This is a genomic window from Nocardia sp. NPDC005366 (assembly GCF_040606855.1).
Lineage (GTDB): Bacteria > Actinomycetota > Actinomycetes > Mycobacteriales > Mycobacteriaceae > Nocardia.
Window position 1 is genome coordinate 158,585 of the sequence record NZ_JBEXFQ010000011.1, and the last position, 18,051, is coordinate 176,635.

The 18,051-nt window shown below is 66.1% G+C and carries 16 protein-coding genes; 6 read left to right on the forward strand and 10 right to left on the reverse strand.

Going from position 1 to position 18,051, the window contains the following annotated elements:
- Genes ABZS43_RS15610 through ABZS43_RS15625 form a run of 4 tightly spaced genes read right to left on the reverse strand, consistent with a single transcriptional unit; the run spans position 1 to position 3,970 of the window.
- A complete protein-coding gene (locus tag ABZS43_RS15610; protein ID WP_355036562.1) occupies positions 1-1,038 on the reverse strand; it encodes an MlaD family protein in 1,038 nt (345 codons plus the stop codon).
- Entirely contained in the window at positions 1,035-2,303 is a 1,269-nt protein-coding gene (locus tag ABZS43_RS15615; protein WP_355036563.1) for an MCE family protein, read from the reverse strand. The genes ABZS43_RS15610 and ABZS43_RS15615 overlap by 4 nt, the downstream gene beginning before the upstream one ends.
- Positions 2,304-2,306: 3 nt before the next feature.
- Positions 2,307-3,161: an ABC transporter permease gene (locus tag ABZS43_RS15620; protein ID WP_355036564.1), complete on the reverse strand. Its 855-nt coding sequence runs from the start codon at positions 3,159-3,161 to the stop codon at positions 2,307-2,309.
- The gene (locus ABZS43_RS15625; RefSeq protein ID WP_355036605.1) at positions 3,161-3,970 is read right to left on the reverse strand and encodes an ABC transporter permease; all 810 of its coding nucleotides are present in this window, start codon (positions 3,968-3,970) and stop codon (positions 3,161-3,163) included. The genes ABZS43_RS15620 and ABZS43_RS15625 overlap by 1 nt, the downstream gene beginning before the upstream one ends.
- A gap of 891 nt (positions 3,971-4,861) precedes the next feature.
- Here ABZS43_RS15625 and ABZS43_RS15630 point away from each other — a divergent pair.
- A complete protein-coding gene (locus ABZS43_RS15630; RefSeq protein WP_355036565.1) occupies positions 4,862-5,470 on the forward strand; it encodes a TetR/AcrR family transcriptional regulator in 609 nt (202 codons plus the stop codon).
- Between the two features lie 22 nt (positions 5,471-5,492).
- Here the strand turns inward: ABZS43_RS15630 and ABZS43_RS15635 are convergent, their stop codons facing one another.
- Both ABZS43_RS15635 and ABZS43_RS15640 read right to left on the reverse strand, forming a co-directional pair.
- Positions 5,493-6,095: a hypothetical protein gene (locus ABZS43_RS15635; protein WP_355036566.1), complete on the reverse strand. Its 603-nt coding sequence runs from the start codon at positions 6,093-6,095 to the stop codon at positions 5,493-5,495.
- Positions 6,096-6,370: 275 nt separating this feature from the next.
- Positions 6,371-7,087: an enoyl-CoA hydratase/isomerase family protein gene (locus ABZS43_RS15640; RefSeq protein ID WP_355036567.1), complete on the reverse strand. Its 717-nt coding sequence runs from the start codon at positions 7,085-7,087 to the stop codon at positions 6,371-6,373.
- An 82-nt stretch (positions 7,088-7,169) separates the two neighbouring features.
- On the opposite strand from ABZS43_RS15640, the gene ABZS43_RS15645 reads away from it, so the two are divergent.
- The 4 genes from ABZS43_RS15645 (at position 7,170) to ABZS43_RS15660 (ending at position 11,987) form a co-directional block, all read left to right on the forward strand.
- Positions 7,170-8,729, forward strand: a complete 1,560-nt coding sequence (locus ABZS43_RS15645; RefSeq protein ID WP_355036568.1) for an AMP-binding protein — start codon at positions 7,170-7,172, stop codon at positions 8,727-8,729.
- Between the two features lie 38 nt (positions 8,730-8,767).
- Positions 8,768-9,964 (forward strand): amidohydrolase family protein, encoded by a 1,197-nt coding sequence (locus tag ABZS43_RS15650; RefSeq protein ID WP_355036569.1) that lies wholly within the window; start codon positions 8,768-8,770, stop codon positions 9,962-9,964.
- Complete coding sequence (locus ABZS43_RS15655; RefSeq protein ID WP_355036570.1) at positions 9,961-11,388, forward strand: FadD3 family acyl-CoA ligase; 1,428 nt, start codon at positions 9,961-9,963, stop codon at positions 11,386-11,388. Before ABZS43_RS15650 ends, ABZS43_RS15655 begins: the two co-directional genes overlap by 4 nt.
- A gap of 146 nt (positions 11,389-11,534) precedes the next feature.
- Positions 11,535-11,987: a MaoC family dehydratase gene (locus ABZS43_RS15660; RefSeq protein ID WP_355036571.1), complete on the forward strand. Its 453-nt coding sequence runs from the start codon at positions 11,535-11,537 to the stop codon at positions 11,985-11,987.
- Between the two features lie 11 nt (positions 11,988-11,998).
- On the opposite strand, the gene ABZS43_RS15665 is transcribed toward ABZS43_RS15660, so the two are convergent.
- Positions 11,999-12,958, reverse strand: a complete 960-nt coding sequence (locus tag ABZS43_RS15665; RefSeq protein ID WP_355036572.1) for an adenylate/guanylate cyclase domain-containing protein — start codon at positions 12,956-12,958, stop codon at positions 11,999-12,001.
- Positions 12,959-13,067: 109 nt separating this feature from the next.
- Positions 13,068-14,030 (reverse strand): mycofactocin radical SAM maturase, encoded by a 963-nt coding sequence (gene mftC / locus ABZS43_RS15670; protein ID WP_355036573.1) that lies wholly within the window; start codon positions 14,028-14,030, stop codon positions 13,068-13,070.
- 293 nt (positions 14,031-14,323) lie between these two features.
- Between mftC and ABZS43_RS15675 the strand changes: the two genes are divergently transcribed.
- Entirely contained in the window at positions 14,324-15,580 is a 1,257-nt protein-coding gene (locus tag ABZS43_RS15675; RefSeq protein ID WP_355036574.1) for an amidohydrolase family protein, read from the forward strand.
- A 120-nt stretch (positions 15,581-15,700) separates the two neighbouring features.
- Here ABZS43_RS15675 and ABZS43_RS15680 read toward each other — a convergent pair whose 3' ends face one another.
- Together ABZS43_RS15680 and ABZS43_RS15685 are read right to left on the reverse strand one after the other, a co-directional pair.
- Positions 15,701-16,861, reverse strand: a complete 1,161-nt coding sequence (locus tag ABZS43_RS15680) for a beta-ketoacyl synthase N-terminal-like domain-containing protein (protein ID WP_355036575.1) — start codon at positions 16,859-16,861, stop codon at positions 15,701-15,703.
- The gene (locus ABZS43_RS15685; RefSeq protein WP_355036576.1) at positions 16,858-18,036 is read right to left on the reverse strand and encodes an OB-fold domain-containing protein; all 1,179 of its coding nucleotides are present in this window, start codon (positions 18,034-18,036) and stop codon (positions 16,858-16,860) included. The genes ABZS43_RS15680 and ABZS43_RS15685 overlap by 4 nt, the downstream gene beginning before the upstream one ends.
- Between the last annotated feature and the right edge of the window lie 15 nt (positions 18,037-18,051).

Genomic DNA, 18,051 nt, shown 5'->3' on the forward strand with positions numbered 1-18,051 from the left:
TCACCTGCACGTCGGCGAATACTGGGCCTGCCCGGTCGGCGACGCCATATCCACCACGGTGGGTACGAGCGTGCTCAACCCGGGCAACAGGTTGACGCCGAAATTGCAGAGATAGGTGTTGAGGTACGCGCCCTCCTGGCTCACCCGCGCGAGCCCCTTCAGCAGGGCGGGCATATTGAAGCCGAGATAGGCGAAATTCTCTTTGTTCTCCATGAAGTGCCGCGTGAAACCCGGTTCGCGGTACAGCATTTCGTTGAGCTGGGGCTCGACGCCGTCGACGACGGTCGAGAGCCGGTCGGTTACCGCCGCGACGGTGGTCAGGGTGCCGAGAAGTTCGTCGCGATGCACCGCGAGGCCGTCGACGATCGAACGGGAGCGGGTTATCAGCGAAGCCACGTCGCCGCTGTGCACGGCCAGATCTCCCACCACCTGATTGAGGTTGGTGATGACGGCGCCGAGCACCTGGTCCGGGCCCGCCAACGATTGAGCCAGTGTCGAAACCTGTTCGATCAGCAGCACCACCGAGGTGTTGTCGCCCTGCAATGCCCTGATCAGCGCACCGGTCACATTGTCGACCTGCTTCGGGTCGAGTCCGCCGAACAGCGGCTCGAATCCGTTGAGCAGCGCGGAGATATCGAAGGACGGCTCGGTGTGCTCGAGCCGGATCTCACCGCCGGGCCGCAGTACCGACGGGTCACCGAAATCGGCGGGCGAGAGTCCGAGATACCGCTGACCGATGACGTTCTGGTAGGTGATCGAGGCTTTGGTGTTGCCGTAGAGCTTCTGATCGTCCTCGACGCGGAACCGAACCCGAGCGAGGTCACCGGCCAATTCGACCTTGTCCACGCGCCCCACCCTGACCCCGGCCATGCGCACGTCATCGCCTTCGCGCAGACCGCTGACATCGCTGAAGATCGCGGAGTAGGAATTCGTGTCCCCATTGATCCCACGATCCAGGGTGACGTAGGTGACCCAGATCAGCGCGCAAGCGACGGCGACGAACAAGCTCACCCCGATCAGCGATTTGCGATAGGTCATCGGGGGCCTCCGGAAGGCAGTGGGCTGTCGGCGAGCAACGAGCCGAGTACCGACTCCGCACCGTTGGACTCACCGCTGAGCAGTCGTCGGATCAGTTCCTGCAGATCCGCCGGCAGCTCCGGTGGGGCCGGGTAGCTGCGCGGATCCATCGCCGGCGCGAGTTCCTCCTGCGCGGGGGCGGCGATGGGCGCCGTACTGCAACTCGGTCCGGCCAGTTCGCCGTAGCGCGGGCAGTCGGCGCGGGTGTAGGGCGTGTGCGGGGTGAAACGGAACTGGAATTTGCCCCGCCCGCGCGGACTTTCCGAATTCCAGAATTCGCTGTACCAGAGTTCGGACAGCTTCTTGATCCGCACCACGATCGGACCGAAGGCCGGTGCGCCTTCGGCGAATACGTCGAGCACCGGATTCAATTGATTTGTCACAGTGACGATCTGGTCGGTACGTCTATCCAGGGAACCGCCCAGAGTCGACAACGTGGTACCGCCCGCGGACAGCAGCGTGGTGAGTTGATCGTTCTGTTCCGCGAACGTGCGCAGCGGCGTCACCGCGTGATGCAGAGCGTCCAGCAATTCCGGGGCGGAATCGTTCAGGCCGCGGACGGCCTGGGCCATCAGGGTCAGCGTCGGAACACTACCGTCGGGTGTGAGCAGTGCGTCGAATTCCTTGGTGATGCGATCCAATTGGGATCCGGCGGCCACGATATCGGCGCCACGACGGTCGGTCGCCTCGGCGACCGCGGCCAGCACGCCGACCGTATTCCCCGTGCCGATCCGCGCGGTACTGGCGATGATCTCGCGCAGCTTGGTGAGCGCGGTCTGGAGTTGAACCGTCGACAGGCTGCGGTCCTGCTGGATTTCGGCGTTCTCGGTCAGCGGCGGCTGAGGTCCGTTGTCCACCAACTGGATCGAGGAGACCGCGAAGACATTGCTCGGCACGACGCGTGCGGTGACCGAACGCGGGATCCTGGCCGCGGACGACGGATCGAGCAGCAGCCGAACCTGATTCGGGCCGCTGCCCGCCGAAGGCGTCACCTCGGCCACCGTGCCGACCAGCATTCCGCGGAATTTCACGTCGGAGCGCGTAGGCAGGCCGTCACCGAGTTGTTCCAGCATCGCGGTGACCTCGACCTTGTCGTCGAAGGCGCCGGTGGATTTCACCAACAGCAACGAGACGACCGCCACGGCGACCACGAGCAGCACCAGTCCGCGCAGCAGCAGCGCGCGCGGCGAGGGCCCGCGACCGTCCTTCTCGAACAGAATCGACATTCGCTATCCCCCCAGCCTGGCGCTGGCGCCGATACCCCACAGGGCGATGGTCAGTAGCAGGTTGACCACGATCATCAGCGAGATCGCGGCGCGCATGGCACGTCCGGCGGCGATGCCGACGCCCTGGGGGCCGCCCGCGGCGTAGAAGCCGTAGTAGCACTGGATCGTGGTGGTCAAGATGACGAAGATGACCGCTTTGATGAGCGAGTAGATGATGTCGGGACCGTTGAGCACCAACTGGAAATAATGCTGGTAGGTGCCGGAGGACAGCCCGCCCGAGAGCCCGACCACCATCTGGACCGCGATGTAGTTCACCGCGAGGCAGACCAGATACAGCGGGATCATCGCCAGTACCGAGGCCAGCAGGCGGGTGGTCACCAGATACGGGATCGAGCGGATCGCCATGGATTCCATCGCGTCGATCTCCTCGGCGATACCCATGGCCCCCAACTGCGCGGTGAACCGGCACCCCGCCTGCGCCGCGAACGCCAGTGAGGCCATGATCGGAGCCAGTTCGCGGGTCGAGGCCGTCGAGGCGATCAACCCGATGGTCGGTTCCATCCCGAGCAGATGCAGGGCGTTGTAGCCCTCCAGCCCGACGATCGCCCCGCCCGCCGCACCAAGCACGATGATCACCCCCGCCGTGCCGCCGCCGACGACGATGGAACCGTTACCCCAGGTGACATCGGACAGGATGCGCAGGAATTCGGCGCGGTAATGGCGCAGCATCACCGGAATCGACACCAGCGCGCGCAGCAGGAACGTCATCATGTGCCCGAGGCGCATGATCGAGGTGCCGACGCCCCGAAAAGTCCTGACGAACAGCAGCGTCCCCGGTGGGTAGTACGTCGCCGCCATTACAGCCCCTGCCTTGGCAGCAGAATCATCGCCAACTGGGTGACGGCTACGTTCACCGTCATCAGCAGCAGGATCGAGGAGACCACGGTCGAGTTCACGGAGTTCGCCACTCCCGCGGGCCCGCCCTTGGTCGACAAACCCTTCTCACAGGCCACCACGGCCACAATGGCGCCGTAGACAACGGCCTTGAACAGCGTCAGCAGCAGATCGCTCACGGTCGCGAAGGAAGCGAACGTCGCCACGAAACTGCCAGGCGCGCCACTCTGCACGAAGACGTTGAAAAGGTATCCGGCCAGGAACCCGACGAAGCAGACGACACCGGTGAGCGAGACGCCGACCAGGATCGCGGCGGCCAGCCGAGGCACGACAAGTCGCCGCACCACGGAGACGCCCATGACTTCCATCGCGTCCAATTCGTCCCGGATCTTGCGGGAACCGAGATCGGCGCATACCGCCGAGCCGACCGCGGAAGCCATCAGCAGCGCGGCGACCATGGGCGCGCCCTGCCGGATCACCGCCAAGCCGCTGGCCGCGCCCGCGAGCGAGGTGGCGCCGACCTGTCCGGCCAGTAGACCGAACTGGATCGATAGCGTCACCCCGATGGGGAGCGCGACGAAGATCGTCGGGAGCACGGCGGCCGACGCCATGAACGCCGATTGCCTGACGAACTCGGCGAACGCGAATCGACCGGTGGCGATATCGAGGCACAGATACTGCACCGCGCGGACGCCGAGAACGAATTGTCCGCCGACCGTCTCCAACGCGGTGACCGGATGGCGTCGCAGGTAGCCGCGTGACCATCCGGCGATTTCCCTGGTCGCCCACCTGTCCGGCGGAGCATGCCCGACACCACCGTCCCCGCCGACAGCGCTTTCGCGCACGTCGGATTCTTGGTGAGTCATCATCGATCTCGAAACTCTCAGGTTCGACGGGCAGCATCCCCACCGCCGACGAACAATCTAATCCAGCATGTTTCAGGCGGCGGCAAACCACCGCGAGCGAGGTCGCCCGAATTCGGGCATACCAATTGGTCAGCACGCTGCCGGAGGTTCGCGGACCTCCCGCGAACATTCCTCGAAATCCACCGATAGATCACTTCGAGCGAATTCTCCGACAGCGTTGCGCTACTGACACATTGTGCTTGCAGTCACATCACGAGTCAATAGCGGAACACGGCACTCGTTGGCTGTTTTCCGCGCAGTTCTAATTAAGTCGTAATAAAAAGGAGATAGGCGAATCCGGGTGACAGGACTTCCTGCCACCCAGGGACGCGGGCCGCGAACAGCGTTTCCGAAAGGAAATGAGATCGCCGACTATTTCCGTACTCGGGCGCCCTCGTAGCGGATTCCCCGATGAGCTCCGACGCGATGCGCGACACTCCGGATGGAGCCGGCGGCGGACCGGACGGACCCCTGCGCGCCGAGGACGAACCCGGTGGGCCGACGCAGCGGAACTCGTAGGCGGACCACCTCGTCGTGACCCATATTGCCCTCCTGACCAACAGAAATATGCTAGTGAAGTATGCGAGCATCCACTCGGCGACCGATCCGACTCGCGGTCGGCCACCGAGTGCCGAGCGAGTGCTCAGCAGAGATGCTGTGCATATGCATAGCATGCGGTGACTCAGTCAGTCAACAGACAGTACCGGCGCAATAGGCTATGAATTGATTCACCACAGGTTTCAATAAGGAGGACGGCGAATGCCATCGCCCCGAAGAATCGGAGCACCCGACGCCAAGAATCGCCAGGTCCTCATCGAAGCAGCCCAGCAACTCCTACTGGAGGATGGCTGGGCGGCGGTGACGTCGCGTCGGGTCGCCGAGCGAGCCGGCCTCAAACCGCAGCTGGTGCATTATTACTTCCGATCCATGGACGACCTGCTACTGGCTATTTTCCGGCGTAACGCCGACGAGGGCCTCGAACTCCAGGCCGAGATGATGAAATCGGACAAACCGCTACATGCTTTATGGGCTTTCAGCACCGACCCGACCGCAGTGCGATTAACGATGGAATTCGTAGGGCTGTCCAACCACCGGCCAGCTATCAGGGCGACCGTCGCCGAATACGCGGAGAAATTCCGCACGATCCAGGCCAACGCACTGGACGAGCTGTTGAACGAATACGGGTTCGATACCACGAGATTTCCGTCCGCGGCGATGGCAGTACTGATCACCAGCATTTCACGCGTGGTGGTCATCGAGCGCGCCCTGGGTATGTCGGGCGGGCATGCCGAAGCCCTCGAGCTCGTCGAGAGGGAAATCGAGAAGCTCGAGGGCAAACGCGAAGACGCCGGTCAGGACACGCCCTGACCGGCTCTCGTTCGCGGGCGGATCAGGTAGCGGGAACCAGATCGGCCTCCGACCGGTAGATCGGCGGCGGAAGTTCGCCGACCCGGAACGCCTCCGTCGACTCGACCGCGTCGACGGGATGGCCTGCCGCGTTCAACGCGCAGGCCTTGAACGCGCGCGCCGCGACGCTCACCCGATGATGCGCGGTCCCGGCCCTGTGCTCCAACTCCGGCGGGAGCGCATCCCCCCAGAGCGCGACCTCGATGAGGCCGCGGTCGAGACAGTCCAGCACGCCGTCACGAACCCGGCTGTCGGACAGGTAGGTCTCCGACGCCACCGCCACCGCGTTCGGCCAGGTGTCGTGCACCGAGGTGGCCAGCGACTGCTCCAGATCGAGGACGGTCGCGCCCAGAATCCGCAGCGGCCGCACATCGGTGTGGTCTGCCACCAGTACCGTCACCTCCCAGCCCGCGGTCGTGCGGTCGAAGAGCCACCCGCCGGCGTGACGGATCACGTCGACGGCGCTCGGCGCGACAACCGCCAAGCGATACCGCAGCGGATGCCGTCGCGCATGGGCACGCCAGCGAGCCACCGAATGAAGTTCCCGTACGCCTTGGTTGACAGAATCGACGGATCGTACAGCCATGGTTTCCCATCCCGCTTGTCGAACATGAAGATCGCCGCAGATCCCACCGGGCGCCTGGGTGTACCTGGGCCGGATGACAACGCACCGAGCCGTCCGTAGGGAGATCTACCGCTCACACAGTAAGGGCGTTCTCGCAAATGTGATACCGACCTCACACTTACAGAGCATGTGATCTATATCACAGTTCCGTTTCGAGAAGACCCCCGCTTCCTGCGACAACACCGGGTGGCGACCCCCGTCGAACTACGTAGCACCTACGTTGCGGGCCATCGAAATCACTTGGCGCGGTTCATTACTCGATCCGCCGCGGCCCAGTGCTCATCCGATACCCACAGGCGCGCGAACGCCTGTACAGCTTCCTGTTCGGAGATACCTCCGACCACCCGCTTCACCTCGACCGCGGCGGGGGTGGCGAGCGAGCGGGCGAGGACGCGCCAGCCCTTGTCGAATTCCGCGCGCGGAAGGACGCGGTCGATCAGCCCGAACCGCTCGGCGGAGGCGGCATCGAGAATTTCACCCGAACCCGCGAGCATGAGCGCTCGACCCGGTCCCACCAGTCGGGACAGTCGTTCGCCGCCACCCCAGGCGGGCATGATCCCCAGCGAGACCTGGTTGAATCCGATCTTGATGTCGTGCGCGGCGATCCGAATATCCGCCGCTACCGCGACCTCGGCGCCGCCGCCGAGCGCGTGCCCGTTCAACGCGGCGATCACCGGACCCCGAAATGCCGCGAGTTGATCGCAGATCCCCCGCATCCGCCACGCCATCTCGGCCGCCTGCTCCTCGGTCCGCAGCTTGGCGAGTTCCTTGAGATCTCCGCCGGAGACGAAGGCGCGGTCCCCCGCACCGGTGAGCACCAAGGCGCGAGCCTCGCCCGCGGCGTCGATCGCCTTCTCCAACTCGTCCATCGTGACGGGCGCGATCGCGTTGCGGGCCTGCGGGCGATTGATGGTGATGATCGCCAATCCCTCGTCCAGCTCTAGCTCGACCATCTTCTTGTTCTCCTACGGGGAAATATGATTCTCTTGTCAGGAGAACAATATACGTATCTAGCGATACAAAGGGAGTTCGTCGATGCGCAAGATCCCCGTCGACCTGGTCAACCGTTACCAGGAAGAGGGTTGGTGGACCCCCGAGACGCTCGGCGAACTGCTGTCGAACGGGCTGGCCGCGGCGCCGGACGCACAGTTCCGGGTCCACTCCGCGAAGCGGCCGTGGTCCGGCACCTTCGCCGAGGTCGAGCACATGGCCCGCAGGCTGGCGGCCGGTCTGCGCCGCCGCGATGTCGGGCCGGGCGATGTCGTCGCCTTCCACCTGCCCAACTGGGTGGAGGCGGCGGCGGTGTTCTGGGCTTCGGCATTCCTCGGCGCCACGGTGGTGCCGATCGTGCACTTCTACGGACGCAAGGAACTCACCTACATCCTGGAATCGGTGCGACCGAAGGTCTTCGTGACCACCGAACTGCTCGGGCTCCCCGACACCTGCGCCGACCTGCGCGAAGGTATTCCTGTCGTCGGCGTCGTCGGCGGGAATTTCGAGGAGCTGCTCGACCCGGAGCCGATGGCGGGAACGCTGCCGGTCGACCCGGGTCGACCGGCGCTCATCGCCTTCACCTCGGGCACGACCCGCGCTCCGAAAGGCGTGGTGCACAGCCATCACACGCTCGGCTACGAAACCCGCCAGCTCGCCGGGATCTATCCGGCCGACCGCGGCGTTCAGCTCACCGCGGCCCCGGTCGGCCATTTCATCGGGATGGTGAACGCCTTCCTGATTCCGGTCCTCGACCGGATGCCGATCAACCTCATCGACATCTGGGATCCGGGCACCGTGCTCGGACTCATGATCTCCGACGGACTCGCGGTCGGCGGCGGTGTCCCCTATTACGTCACCAGCCTGCTCGACCATCCGGATTTCACCGAGGCGCACCTGCCCTATCTGCGCTATGCCGGACTCGGCGGGGCGGCGGTGCCCGCGGCCATCACGACCAGGCTGGCCGGCATCGGCATCACCGTCTACCGCTCCTACGGCAGCACCGAACATCCGTCGATCACCGGATCACTGCATACCGCACCCGAGGACAAACGCCTCTTCACCGACGGCAACACGATGCCCGGTGTCGAGATGCGGCTGGCCGAGGACGGGGAGATTCTCAGCCGCGGACCCGATCTGTGCCTGGGATATACCGATCCGGAGCTCACCGCCACGGCGTTCGACGAGGACGGCTGGTACCACACCGGCGATATCGGCGTACTCGACGACGACGGCTACCTGACGATCACCGATCGCAAATCCGACATCATCATTCGCGGCGGCGAGAATGTGAGTGCCATCGAGGTGGAAGAGGTATTGCTCACACTGCCAGGTGTCGCCGAAGCGGTGGCCGTCGCCGTGCCCGACGACCGGCTCGGCGAGCGCACGGCCGCGGTGCTGCGGCTGCAGCCGGGGGTGTCCGCACCGGGACTCGACCAGGTCCGCGAGTACTTCGGCAATGCGGGCATGGCCAAGCAGAAATGGCCGGAGGAAGTGCACGTCGTCGCCGATTTCCCGCGCACCGCCAGCGGCAAGATCCAGAAGTTCGTCGTCCGCCGGGATCTGGCGGCAGCTCGGGCCGCGGGCATTGCTATACATTCATAAAGAGAATACGATTCTCATAAAGTGACAAGGAGGATTCCATGACCAAGGTCGACCTGCCGTATCAGCTCTTTGACGCGGACAACCACCTCTACGAGAGCAAGGATGCGCTGACCAGGCATCTGCCCAAGGAGTACCAGGGGGCCATCCAGTACATCGAGATCAACGGCCGCACCAAGATCGCGGTGCTCGGCCAGATCAGCGAGTACATCCCCAACCCCACCTTCGACGTCGTGGCCAGGCCCGGCGCCATGGAGGAGTACTTCAAGTACGGCAACCCCGAGGGCAAGAGCCGTCGCGAGATCTTCGGTGAGCCGATGCGCGCGATCGATGCCTTCCGCAATCCGGAGGCACGCCTGAAGGTCATGGACGACCTCCAGTTGCAGCGCGCGCTGATGTTCCCGACCCTGGCCAGCCTGGTCGAGGAGCGCATGCGCCACCACCCCGAGCTGATCCACGCGGTGATCCACTCGCTGAACCAGTGGATGCTCGAGGACTGGGGCCAGGACGGCGGCTTCGTCCACTCCGACCGGATCTTCACCATCCCGGTGATCACCCTGCCGATCGTGGAGAAGGCGATCGAGGAGCTGAACTGGGCCGTCGTCGAACACGGCGCCAAGGCGATCCTGGTTCGCCCGGCCCCGGTGCCCGGCTTCAAGGGCATGCGCTCGTTCGCGCTGCCCGAGTTCGATCCGTTCTGGAAGCGGGTCGTCGAACTCGACGTGCTGGTCACCATGCACTCCTCCGACAGCGGCTACTCGCGGTTCGACGCCGAGTGGGAGGGCAGCGCGCTGGAGATGCTGCCGTTCAAGACCAACACCTTCGCGATGACCAACCAGTGGCGGCCGGTCTCCGACGCGGTCGCCTCCTGGGTGTGCCACGGCGCGCTGAACCGGTTCCCCGATCTGAAGATCGCGGTCATCGAGAACGGCTGCGCCTGGCTCGAGCCGCTGCTGCAGCAGCTGTCGGACGTCTACAAGAAGGCGCCGGAGGGCTTCGGCTTCCGCAACCCGATCGAGGCCATCAAGCAGAGCCTCTACGTCAGCCCGTTCTGGGAAGAGGACCTGCAGCGGCTGTCGGACGTGATCGGCGTCGATCACGTGCTGTTCGGTTCCGACTGGCCGCATCCGGAGGGCCTGGCCGAGCCGGCGCGCTACATCCACGAGATCAAGGACATGCCGTTGGAGAACCAGGCCAAGATCATGGGCGGGAACCTGGCGCGGCTGCTCAAGGTATGACCTGGCAGACCATCCCCGAGATGGTCCTCAGTACGGCGGACCGCTTCGGCGATGCCGAAGCGGTCGTCGACGGGGATATTCGGTGGAGTTACACCGAACTCGTCGACCGGGTGCGCCGGGCGGCGGGGGCCTTCGCGGAAGCGGGCATCGAGAAGGGCGACCGCGTCGTCGTCTGGGCGCCCAACTCCGCGGAATGGATCGTCGCGGCCTTCGGCCTGATCACCGCGGGCGGGGTGCTGGTTCCGGTGAATACCAGGTACAAGGCCGACGAGGCGGGTGACATCATCCGCCGCAGCGGCGCGAAAGCGGTGCTGGTCCAGCAGGGCTTCCTCGGCGTCGACTACACCGGCGCGGCCGACGTGCCGGTGATCGACCTGACATCGGATTTCCTGACCAGTGGCGCCCCGTTCGAGCGCAGCGTCGTCGGCACCGATATCGCCGATATCGTCTACACCTCGGGAACCACCGGTCGCCCCAAGGGCGTCATGATGAACCACCAGCAGACGCTGCGGCTCTACACCGAGTGGTGTGATCTGGCGGATCTGCGGCAGGGCGATCGGTACCTGATCGTCAACCCCTTCTTCCACACCTTCGGCTACAAAGCCGGACTCGTCGCCTCGCTCATCCGCGGCGCGACGATCCTGCCGGTACCGGTGTTCGAGATCGATCGGGTATTGGAACTGGTGGCGCGTGAGCGGATCACCATGCTTCCCGGCCCGCCCACCCTGTACCACTCGTTGCTGGAAGCTCGCGGCGGGCATGACCTTTCGTCATTGCGCGCCGCGGTCACCGGCGCGACCGATATCCCGGTCGAACTGATCAGGCGGGTCCGTGAGGAGCTGCCGTTCGAATCGATCATGACCGGGTACGGGCTCACCGAGGCGGGCACCGCCACCGCGTCACGTCCCGGCGATACCTTCGAACAGATCGCGACGACCGTCGGACAGCCCTGTGACGGCGTCGAGATCCGCATCGCCGACGACGGCGAGGTGCTCGTGCGCGGCTACAGCGTGATGCAGGGTTACCTCGACGATCCGGTGGCGACCGCCGAGGCGATCGATGCCGAAGGCTGGTTGCACACAGGCGATCTCGGCACCCTCGACGACGAGGACAGGCTGCGCATCGTCGGCCGCAAGAAGGATATGTTCATCGTCGGCGGGTTCAACGCCTATCCGGCCGAGATCGAGGGTTTCCTGATGGAACATCCCGCGGTGGCCCAGGCCGCCGTCGTCGGCGTGCCCGATGATCGGCTCGGACAGGTCGGGCGTGCGTTCGTGGTGACCAGGCAACCGGTCACCGAGGAAGAATTGATCGAATGGAGCCGAGACCGCATGGCGGGCTTCAAGATTCCGCGCTCCGTGCGTTTCCTCGACGCCTTGCCGCTGAACGACACCGGCAAAGTAATGAAAGACCAGCTGCGATAGCACACCCGGACGGCGGGGCGCGGTTCGGCGAGACGGTTCCCTCGCCGGCCCCGCCGCCGTTGTCTCGCAGCGGGGTCGACGCCGTCCGGCGGTCGTGCGCCGGATAGCGTTGGCACCGAACACACCTCGCGCAGAAAGCGATTGGCATGACGGACTTCCCCGACTTCGACGCGCTGCGCGCGGCCGTCGGCACCGAGATCGGCACCGGCGACTGGTTCGAGATCGACCAGGCGCGCATCGACCGATTCGCCGAGGCGACCGATGACCGCCAGTGGATCCACGTCGACGCCGAGCGCGCGGCGCGGGGCCCGTACGGGGCGACCATCGCGCACGGCTTTCTCACCCTGGCGCTCCTCGCCCCGATCACCCAGCAATTGATGTCGGTGGGTTCGGCGCGGATGGCCATCAACTACGGACTCGACAAGGTCCGGTTCATCAGCCCGGTACTCGTCGGCAGCCGCGTGCGCGGCACCGTCACGCTCACCTCCGTGACCGATGTGCCCGGCGGCGTCCAAGTCGAGCGCACCGTGACGATCACCGCCGAGGGCGCCGACAAACCCGCCTGCGTCGCCGCGCATCTGGTGCGCTACCTGGCCTGAGCACCCGGTGATCACTTCCCCGGAGAACGGTTTTCGCTCGCGCGGTGCAGCTGTACCGGTGTGAGCGGGCCGATGCCGCGGATCTCCGCGCGCGGCATCGGCGTCAACCGGAATTCCGGACGCGCCGCGAGTTCGGCGGCGAGGGCAGGGGCGATGACGACCCCGCCCGGCTCGGCGAGCGCGGTGAGCCTGCTGGCGAGATTGACGGTGGTGCCGAAGATATCGCCGAGCTGATGGATCAACGGCCCCCACGCCAGGCCCACTCGCAGACCGGGAATGTCGGGGTCCGCGGCGAAGGCGCGGGCGAGGCGGGTGCCGATCTCGGCGACGACCACCGGCGATTCGGCGGTGAACAGGATTTCATCGCCGAGCAGCTTCACCACGCTTCCCCCGCATTCGGCCACGACGTCGATGCTGCGGTGCTCGAACCGCGCCACCACCCGGAGCAGATCGGCGGCTCGGCGGTCGCGGCTCAGTTCGGTGAAGCCGACGATATCGGCGAAGCCGACGCCCGCGTCACGGCCGGGCGGGGCGTCCGCACCGGTCTCGAACAGATTCATCGCGTCCTCCAGCCTGCGCCGCCACAGGTGCCCGAGCAGCCACTGCACCTCCGGTATCCACTCCGCGAGCGCGGACCTGGTATCCATCGATTCCGGCGCGCGATGCATCTGCCCTGCGACGATTTCGGCTTGCAGACGGGCCAGTTGCGAGATGGCCCTGGCGAGTACGCCCACCAGGTGCAGCGCCTCGGTCTCGGTCACCATTCCCTGGTCCGCGTAACCGGTGACCAGCCGAACGAGGTCGGCGTCGGAGGCCGCGAAATCCACGGTGTCGTCGTCGACCCGCGGGTACCCCAGCGCGCGCAGGTAACGCCGCGCCCGGTCCGGGGAGACGCCTGCGGCCTCGGCCGCCTGATCCGCGGTGAGGTCGCGTTCCGCACCGAAGAGCCGATCACCGACCGGCCCTGTCATCGAACTGCTCCGTGCTCGGTCGCCGAGCGATCCTGACACCGGCCTGCCGTCGCGCGGGATTCGGCCCCCACCATCCGATCCTTCTCTCTCGTCGCCGTCCCCGGCGCCGCTATGCCGACCGGCCGAAACTCGCGAGGAGGTCCTCGTGGCCGAGATGTCCGGTCGCCGCGCAGGACACGCACGGCCCGTCGTTGTCCGCGCCGCGCAGGCGCTCGAACAGCGGCGCGTATCGCCAGACCGGACCGAAACCGCCCGCGGCCCGGATATTTCCGGCCAGCAGGGCGTCGTGCGCGGCGAACGGGCAGGCGTACACGTCGCCGATCGAGTCGATCAGACAGGCGACCCGGCCCGCTCCACAGCGCGGGTCGCCCGAATCCGCGATCCCGGATTCGGCGTCGTCGCCGCGCAACCGGTCGTCGTGCTCGCGCATCCATCGCCGCACGTCCCGCTCCTGCCCCGCGTTCGGACGCGCTTCGTGCCACAGGCGCGTGCCCTGTCCGGCCGGGCGCGCACGGGTGGGCCGCAGGCGTGCGCCGAACAGATCGGCGACGGCGGCCATGGCGTCGAGTTGTCCCACGTTGTGCCGCGTGAGGACGACATCGACCGCGAAATCGTAGACACCGGACGAGGCGAGCAATTCCATGGCGCGGATGGCCGCGCGATACGAACCGACGCCGCCGATCGCGTCGTTGGCGGCCTCGGTCGCGCCGTCGAGCCGGACCCGCGCGTCGATGTAGCCGTTGCCCGCGATGAGTCGCGCGGCCGACGGCGTGAGGCGACGACCGTCGGTGCGGAACCCGACCCCGATACGTCGTGCGCAGGCGTCCTCGACGATCCGCCAGAAGTCGGAGCGAGCCGTCGGCTCACCGCCCGCGATATCGAGGTGGGAAACCCGCATGCGCGCGAATTCCTCGACCAGACCGAGACATTCCGCGGTGCTGAGTTCACGCACCGCCGTGGACGGGAAGACCGCGCCGGACAGTTCGCGGTCGGTGGTCAGTTCCCAGCTGACTCGGTGCGGCGCCGCGGGCCCGCGCCCGAGCTGTCCGACCACGGGTCGTGGTGCGTTCATACCGTCCTCCGTCGCGGGTTCGGCCGCCGCGCCTCCGGTGGATAACGCGAGCGGAAATATGATTCTCATATAACGGTAATCGCATTTCAATCACGGGACAAGGCCCCATTCCGAAGGCGTTCGTTGCCATCTGCCGCACACGGATCGACCAGCCGGGCACCAGGGGTGTATGGTCGATGTCACGTATGAGAGTGACATTCTCTTCAATGAAGACTTATCATCTCGAACCGATTTGCATCTCGAAACCGATGGAGCGCAGCCCCAACGCAGCCCCATGAACACCGAGGAGTCACGTGAACATCGACGACCTGATCCTGGTGAGCATCGACGACCATGTCGTCGAGCCGCTCGATATGTTCGACGGCCATGTTCCGAAGAAATGGGTTGATCTCGCGCCGAAGGTCGTCGTCGACGACCAGGGCATCGATCGATGGATCTACCGGGACCGGCCGACCGGCGTCGCCGGTCTCAACGCCGTCGTCACCTGGCCCCCCGAGGAATGGGATCGCGATCCCGCCGGATACGCCGAGATGCGCCCGGCGGTGTACAACGTGCACGACCGCGTCCGCGATATGGACGTCAACGGTGTCCTCACCTCGATGTGCTTCCCCACTTTCACCGGATTCAGCGCGGGCCATCTCAGCCGTGGCGGCCAGGACGAGATCACCGTCGCGATGATCGAGGCCTACAACAACTGGCATATCGAGGACTGGGCGGGCGCCTACCCCGGCCGGTTCATCCCGATCGGCATTCTGCCCATGTGGGATCCGGCGCTCGCGGTCGCCGAGATCGAGCGGCTGGCGGCGCGCGGCTGTCATTCGGTGACGATGCCGGAACTGCCGCATATCGACGGCCTGCCCAGTTACCACGACATCGGCTACTGGGGTCCGGTCTTCCAGGCCCTGAGCGATAACGACACCGTGATGAACCTGCACATCGGACAGGGCTTCGGCGTGCTGAAACTGGCGCCGGACGCGCCGATCGACAATCTGATGGTGCTCGCGCCGAGTATTTCGCTCATCGCCGCGCAGGATCTGTTGTGGGGCCCCGCGTTCCGCACCTACCCGAAGCTGAAGGTGGCGCTGTCCGAGGGCGGCGTCGGCTGGATTCCGTTCTTCCTCGATCGCTCCGACCGGCACTACACCAACCAGCGCTGGCTGCGCCGCGACTTCGGCGGCAAACTGCCCAGCGAGGTGTTCCGTGAGCACGTGCTTGCCTGCTACGTGACCGACCGGACGGCGCTGAAGTACCGCCACGATATCGGCATCGACAACATCGCCTGGGAATGCGATTACCCGCACTCCGATTCCATCTGGCCCAACGCGCCGGAATTCGTGCTGGAAGAGCTCGAGCACGCGGGCGCGGACGACAGTGATATCAACAAGATCACCTGGGAGAACGCCTGCCGCCACTTCAACTGGGACCCGTTCGCGCAGATTCCGCGTGAGCAGGCCACGGTCGGCGCGTTGCGCGCCAAGGCGACCGATGTCGACATCTCGACCACAACGCGCGCGGAATACGCCGAGGCCTACGCCCGCAGCGCGAGCTGATATCGCGTAATACCGACAACAATGCCCCGGTAGGTCATCCGACCTACCGGGGCATCTTCTCGTGTTCGCGAGGGGAGAGAAAGCCCGGCCGGATATGTTCTCCGGACGGGCGGTCCCGAACTACTGTCCCGGTCCTTCCAGAATGGTCACCGCGGATACCGCGGTGGGACCACCCAGGTTGTGCGCCAGGCCGATTCGCGCGCCGTCCACCTGGTTGGCCGCGGTGCCGCGCAACTGCTCGAACAGCTCGACGCATTGCGCGACGCCGGTGGCGCCCGGCGGATGTCCCTTCGCCTTCAACCCGCCGCTGGGGTTGACCGGCAACGCCCCGCCGATACCGGTGACACCGGCCTCGATGAGTTTGTACGCCTCGAACCGCTCGGCGAAGCCGAGATCCTCGTAACTCATCAATTCGATGCCGGTGAAGAAATCGTGCACTTCGGCGACATCGATATCGGAGGGACTCAACCCGGCCATCCGGAATGCCTCGCGGGCGGCGCGTACGGTCGCGGGGAAGGTCGTCATATCCCGCTTGTGCTGGTACATGACCGAATCCAGCCCGAGGCCGACCCCGCGCACCCACACCGGCCTGTCGGTGTAGCGGTCGACCACCTCTTCGGCCACCAGGATCAGGGCGGCGGCGCCGTCGCTCTGGGGTACGCAGTCGTAGACGCGGAACGGATCGGCCACGACGGGGGCCTCCAGCGCCTGTTCCATGGTGATCTCGAAACGTAGTCGCGCCTTCGGATTTCGCGCCCCGTTACGGTGATTCTTCACCGCGATCATCGCCAGATGCTCCGGAGTCGCCGGGGATTCGTGCAGATAGCGATTGACGTGCAGCGCGTACCCCGCGTGCGGGAAGAGGCCGATCTGGTAATCCCAGGCCCGGTCCCACGTCAACGGTTGCCACTCGCCGAGCAGATCCTTCTGCGCCGTCTCGCGCAATTTGTCGGCGCCGATCACCAGCGCGACGTCGACGGCGCCGGAGGACAGCGCGTAGAGCGCGTTGCGGACCGCGTCGTTACCCGTCGCGCAGGAGTTCTCGATATGGGTGACGGGCAGGCCGGGCAGGCCGAGCGCGTCGGCGAGCACACCGGACGGGAAGCCGTCGGTCGCGCCGAGCGCGCCGAACCAGGCGGCCTTCAGATCCGCCATGCGGAAACCCTTGTCGACCGAGGCCGCGCATTCGGCGAAGGCCAGCGGAAGCAGATCCTTGATGCCGAGGGCGAAATGTTCGGCGAAGGGGGTCATACCCGCGCCGACGATAGCCACTTTTCTCATGCCGCCTCCGGTTCCGGCTCGAACGCGTATCCGTAGTCGGGAACCCCGGCCCGCACCGCCACCCGGCGCAGCACCATGCGCCCGCGGTCGCCGATGCCGACGGTGCCGGGATCGGCTCCCGTCACCTTGGCTAGGGCGCGCACGCCGACTTCGTCGAGTTCCACGATGACCAGGGAATACGGACTTCTCACTCCGGGCACCGGGATTCGCACCGTCGTCTCGGAATAGACGACGCCGGTGCGCGGCAGCGGTACCAGGGTGTAGTCGGTGCTCAGTAGCCCATCGGGGCCGATCCGGTAGCGCGGCGGGAAATCCAGTTCCTCGCTGCCGGGGTGCCTGCCCGCCTCCCAGCGCACCTTGGCTTCGAAGGCCCGCTCGTAGGCGGCCAGCGAGATCGGAAGATCCGCGCCCGGCACGGTGACGCCCTCCGGCATGGCCCGCGCGGGCGGCTCGTTGCGCCGCACGTCGGCGGTGCCCGCCACCACGGTGATACCGGAGAGATTCGCCTGTTCCACTCCGACCAGCAGTCCACCCGTCTCCCATTCGGCCATCGTGGCCAGGGCGAACAGACTGGAGCTCGCGCCGAGTGTCGGCAGTTGCGGGGGCGGGCTCAGGCACAGCGCCGCCGCCTGTTTGTGGTCGACACCCGCCACCGCCACCGGGGTGTCGAGCCAGGCCGCCGAGAGTGAGGCCATCAGGCCACGCTCGTGCAGCAACCGTGGATCGCCGTAGTCGTGGACGGTCCCGACCGCGTTGCGAGTGCGCACGGGAAGACTGCGCGTCACCCTGGCCGCGGTACGCACCTGGATGCCGCCGCGATCGGACACGTAGGCGGCCACCGCGCCGGCCGGTTCGATATCGACCCCGATGACCACGGTGCGCGGACGCGCCGAACTCAACGCGTCCAATGTCGCCGGAGCGCCGCCGAGCCGCTCGATCACCTCGAGTTCGGGATCGAGCCCGAGCCCGGCCAGCAGGACCGCGGCATTGCTGCTCTCGGTCAGCGGCAGATCCCGGCTGACGAGTACCACCCGTTCCACCGGTTCGCCGTGCGCGACGGCGGCCCGACCGGCCTCGACCGCGAGGGTGACCGCGTCTTCGTCCTCACCGGGTATTCGGCTGCGTCTACTACCCCAGCAGGGCAGATATGTCCCGATCGACGTGACGTAAGGCATCGGTCACCCTTTCCC

Excerpts from the sequence above, each read along its gene's own strand:
- ABZS43_RS15610 (WP_355036562.1), bottom strand. The coding sequence starts at position 1,038 with ATGACCTATCGCAAATCGCTGATCGGGGTGAGCTTGTTCGTCGCCGTC.
- ABZS43_RS15615 (WP_355036563.1), bottom strand. The coding sequence starts at position 2,303 with ATGTCGATTCTGTTCGAGAAGGACGGTCGCGGGCCCTCGCCGCGCGCG.
- ABZS43_RS15620 (WP_355036564.1), bottom strand. The coding sequence starts at position 3,161 with ATGGCGGCGACGTACTACCCACCGGGGACGCTGCTGTTCGTCAGGACT.
- ABZS43_RS15630 (WP_355036565.1), top strand. The coding sequence starts at position 4,862 with ATGCCATCGCCCCGAAGAATCGGAGCACCCGACGCCAAGAATCGCCAG.
- ABZS43_RS15635 (WP_355036566.1), bottom strand. The coding sequence starts at position 6,095 with ATGGCTGTACGATCCGTCGATTCTGTCAACCAAGGCGTACGGGAACTT.
- ABZS43_RS15640 (WP_355036567.1), bottom strand. The coding sequence starts at position 7,087 with ATGGTCGAGCTAGAGCTGGACGAGGGATTGGCGATCATCACCATCAAT.
- ABZS43_RS15645 (WP_355036568.1), top strand. The coding sequence starts at position 7,170 with ATGCGCAAGATCCCCGTCGACCTGGTCAACCGTTACCAGGAAGAGGGT.
- ABZS43_RS15650 (WP_355036569.1), top strand. The coding sequence starts at position 8,768 with ATGACCAAGGTCGACCTGCCGTATCAGCTCTTTGACGCGGACAACCAC.
- ABZS43_RS15655 (WP_355036570.1), top strand. The coding sequence starts at position 9,961 with ATGACCTGGCAGACCATCCCCGAGATGGTCCTCAGTACGGCGGACCGC.
- ABZS43_RS15660 (WP_355036571.1), top strand. The coding sequence starts at position 11,535 with ATGACGGACTTCCCCGACTTCGACGCGCTGCGCGCGGCCGTCGGCACC.
- ABZS43_RS15665 (WP_355036572.1), bottom strand. The coding sequence starts at position 12,958 with ATGACAGGGCCGGTCGGTGATCGGCTCTTCGGTGCGGAACGCGACCTC.
- mftC (WP_355036573.1), bottom strand. The coding sequence starts at position 14,030 with ATGAACGCACCACGACCCGTGGTCGGACAGCTCGGGCGCGGGCCCGCG.
- ABZS43_RS15680 (WP_355036575.1), bottom strand. The coding sequence starts at position 16,861 with ATGAGAAAAGTGGCTATCGTCGGCGCGGGTATGACCCCCTTCGCCGAA.
- ABZS43_RS15685 (WP_355036576.1), bottom strand. The coding sequence starts at position 18,036 with ATGCCTTACGTCACGTCGATCGGGACATATCTGCCCTGCTGGGGTAGT.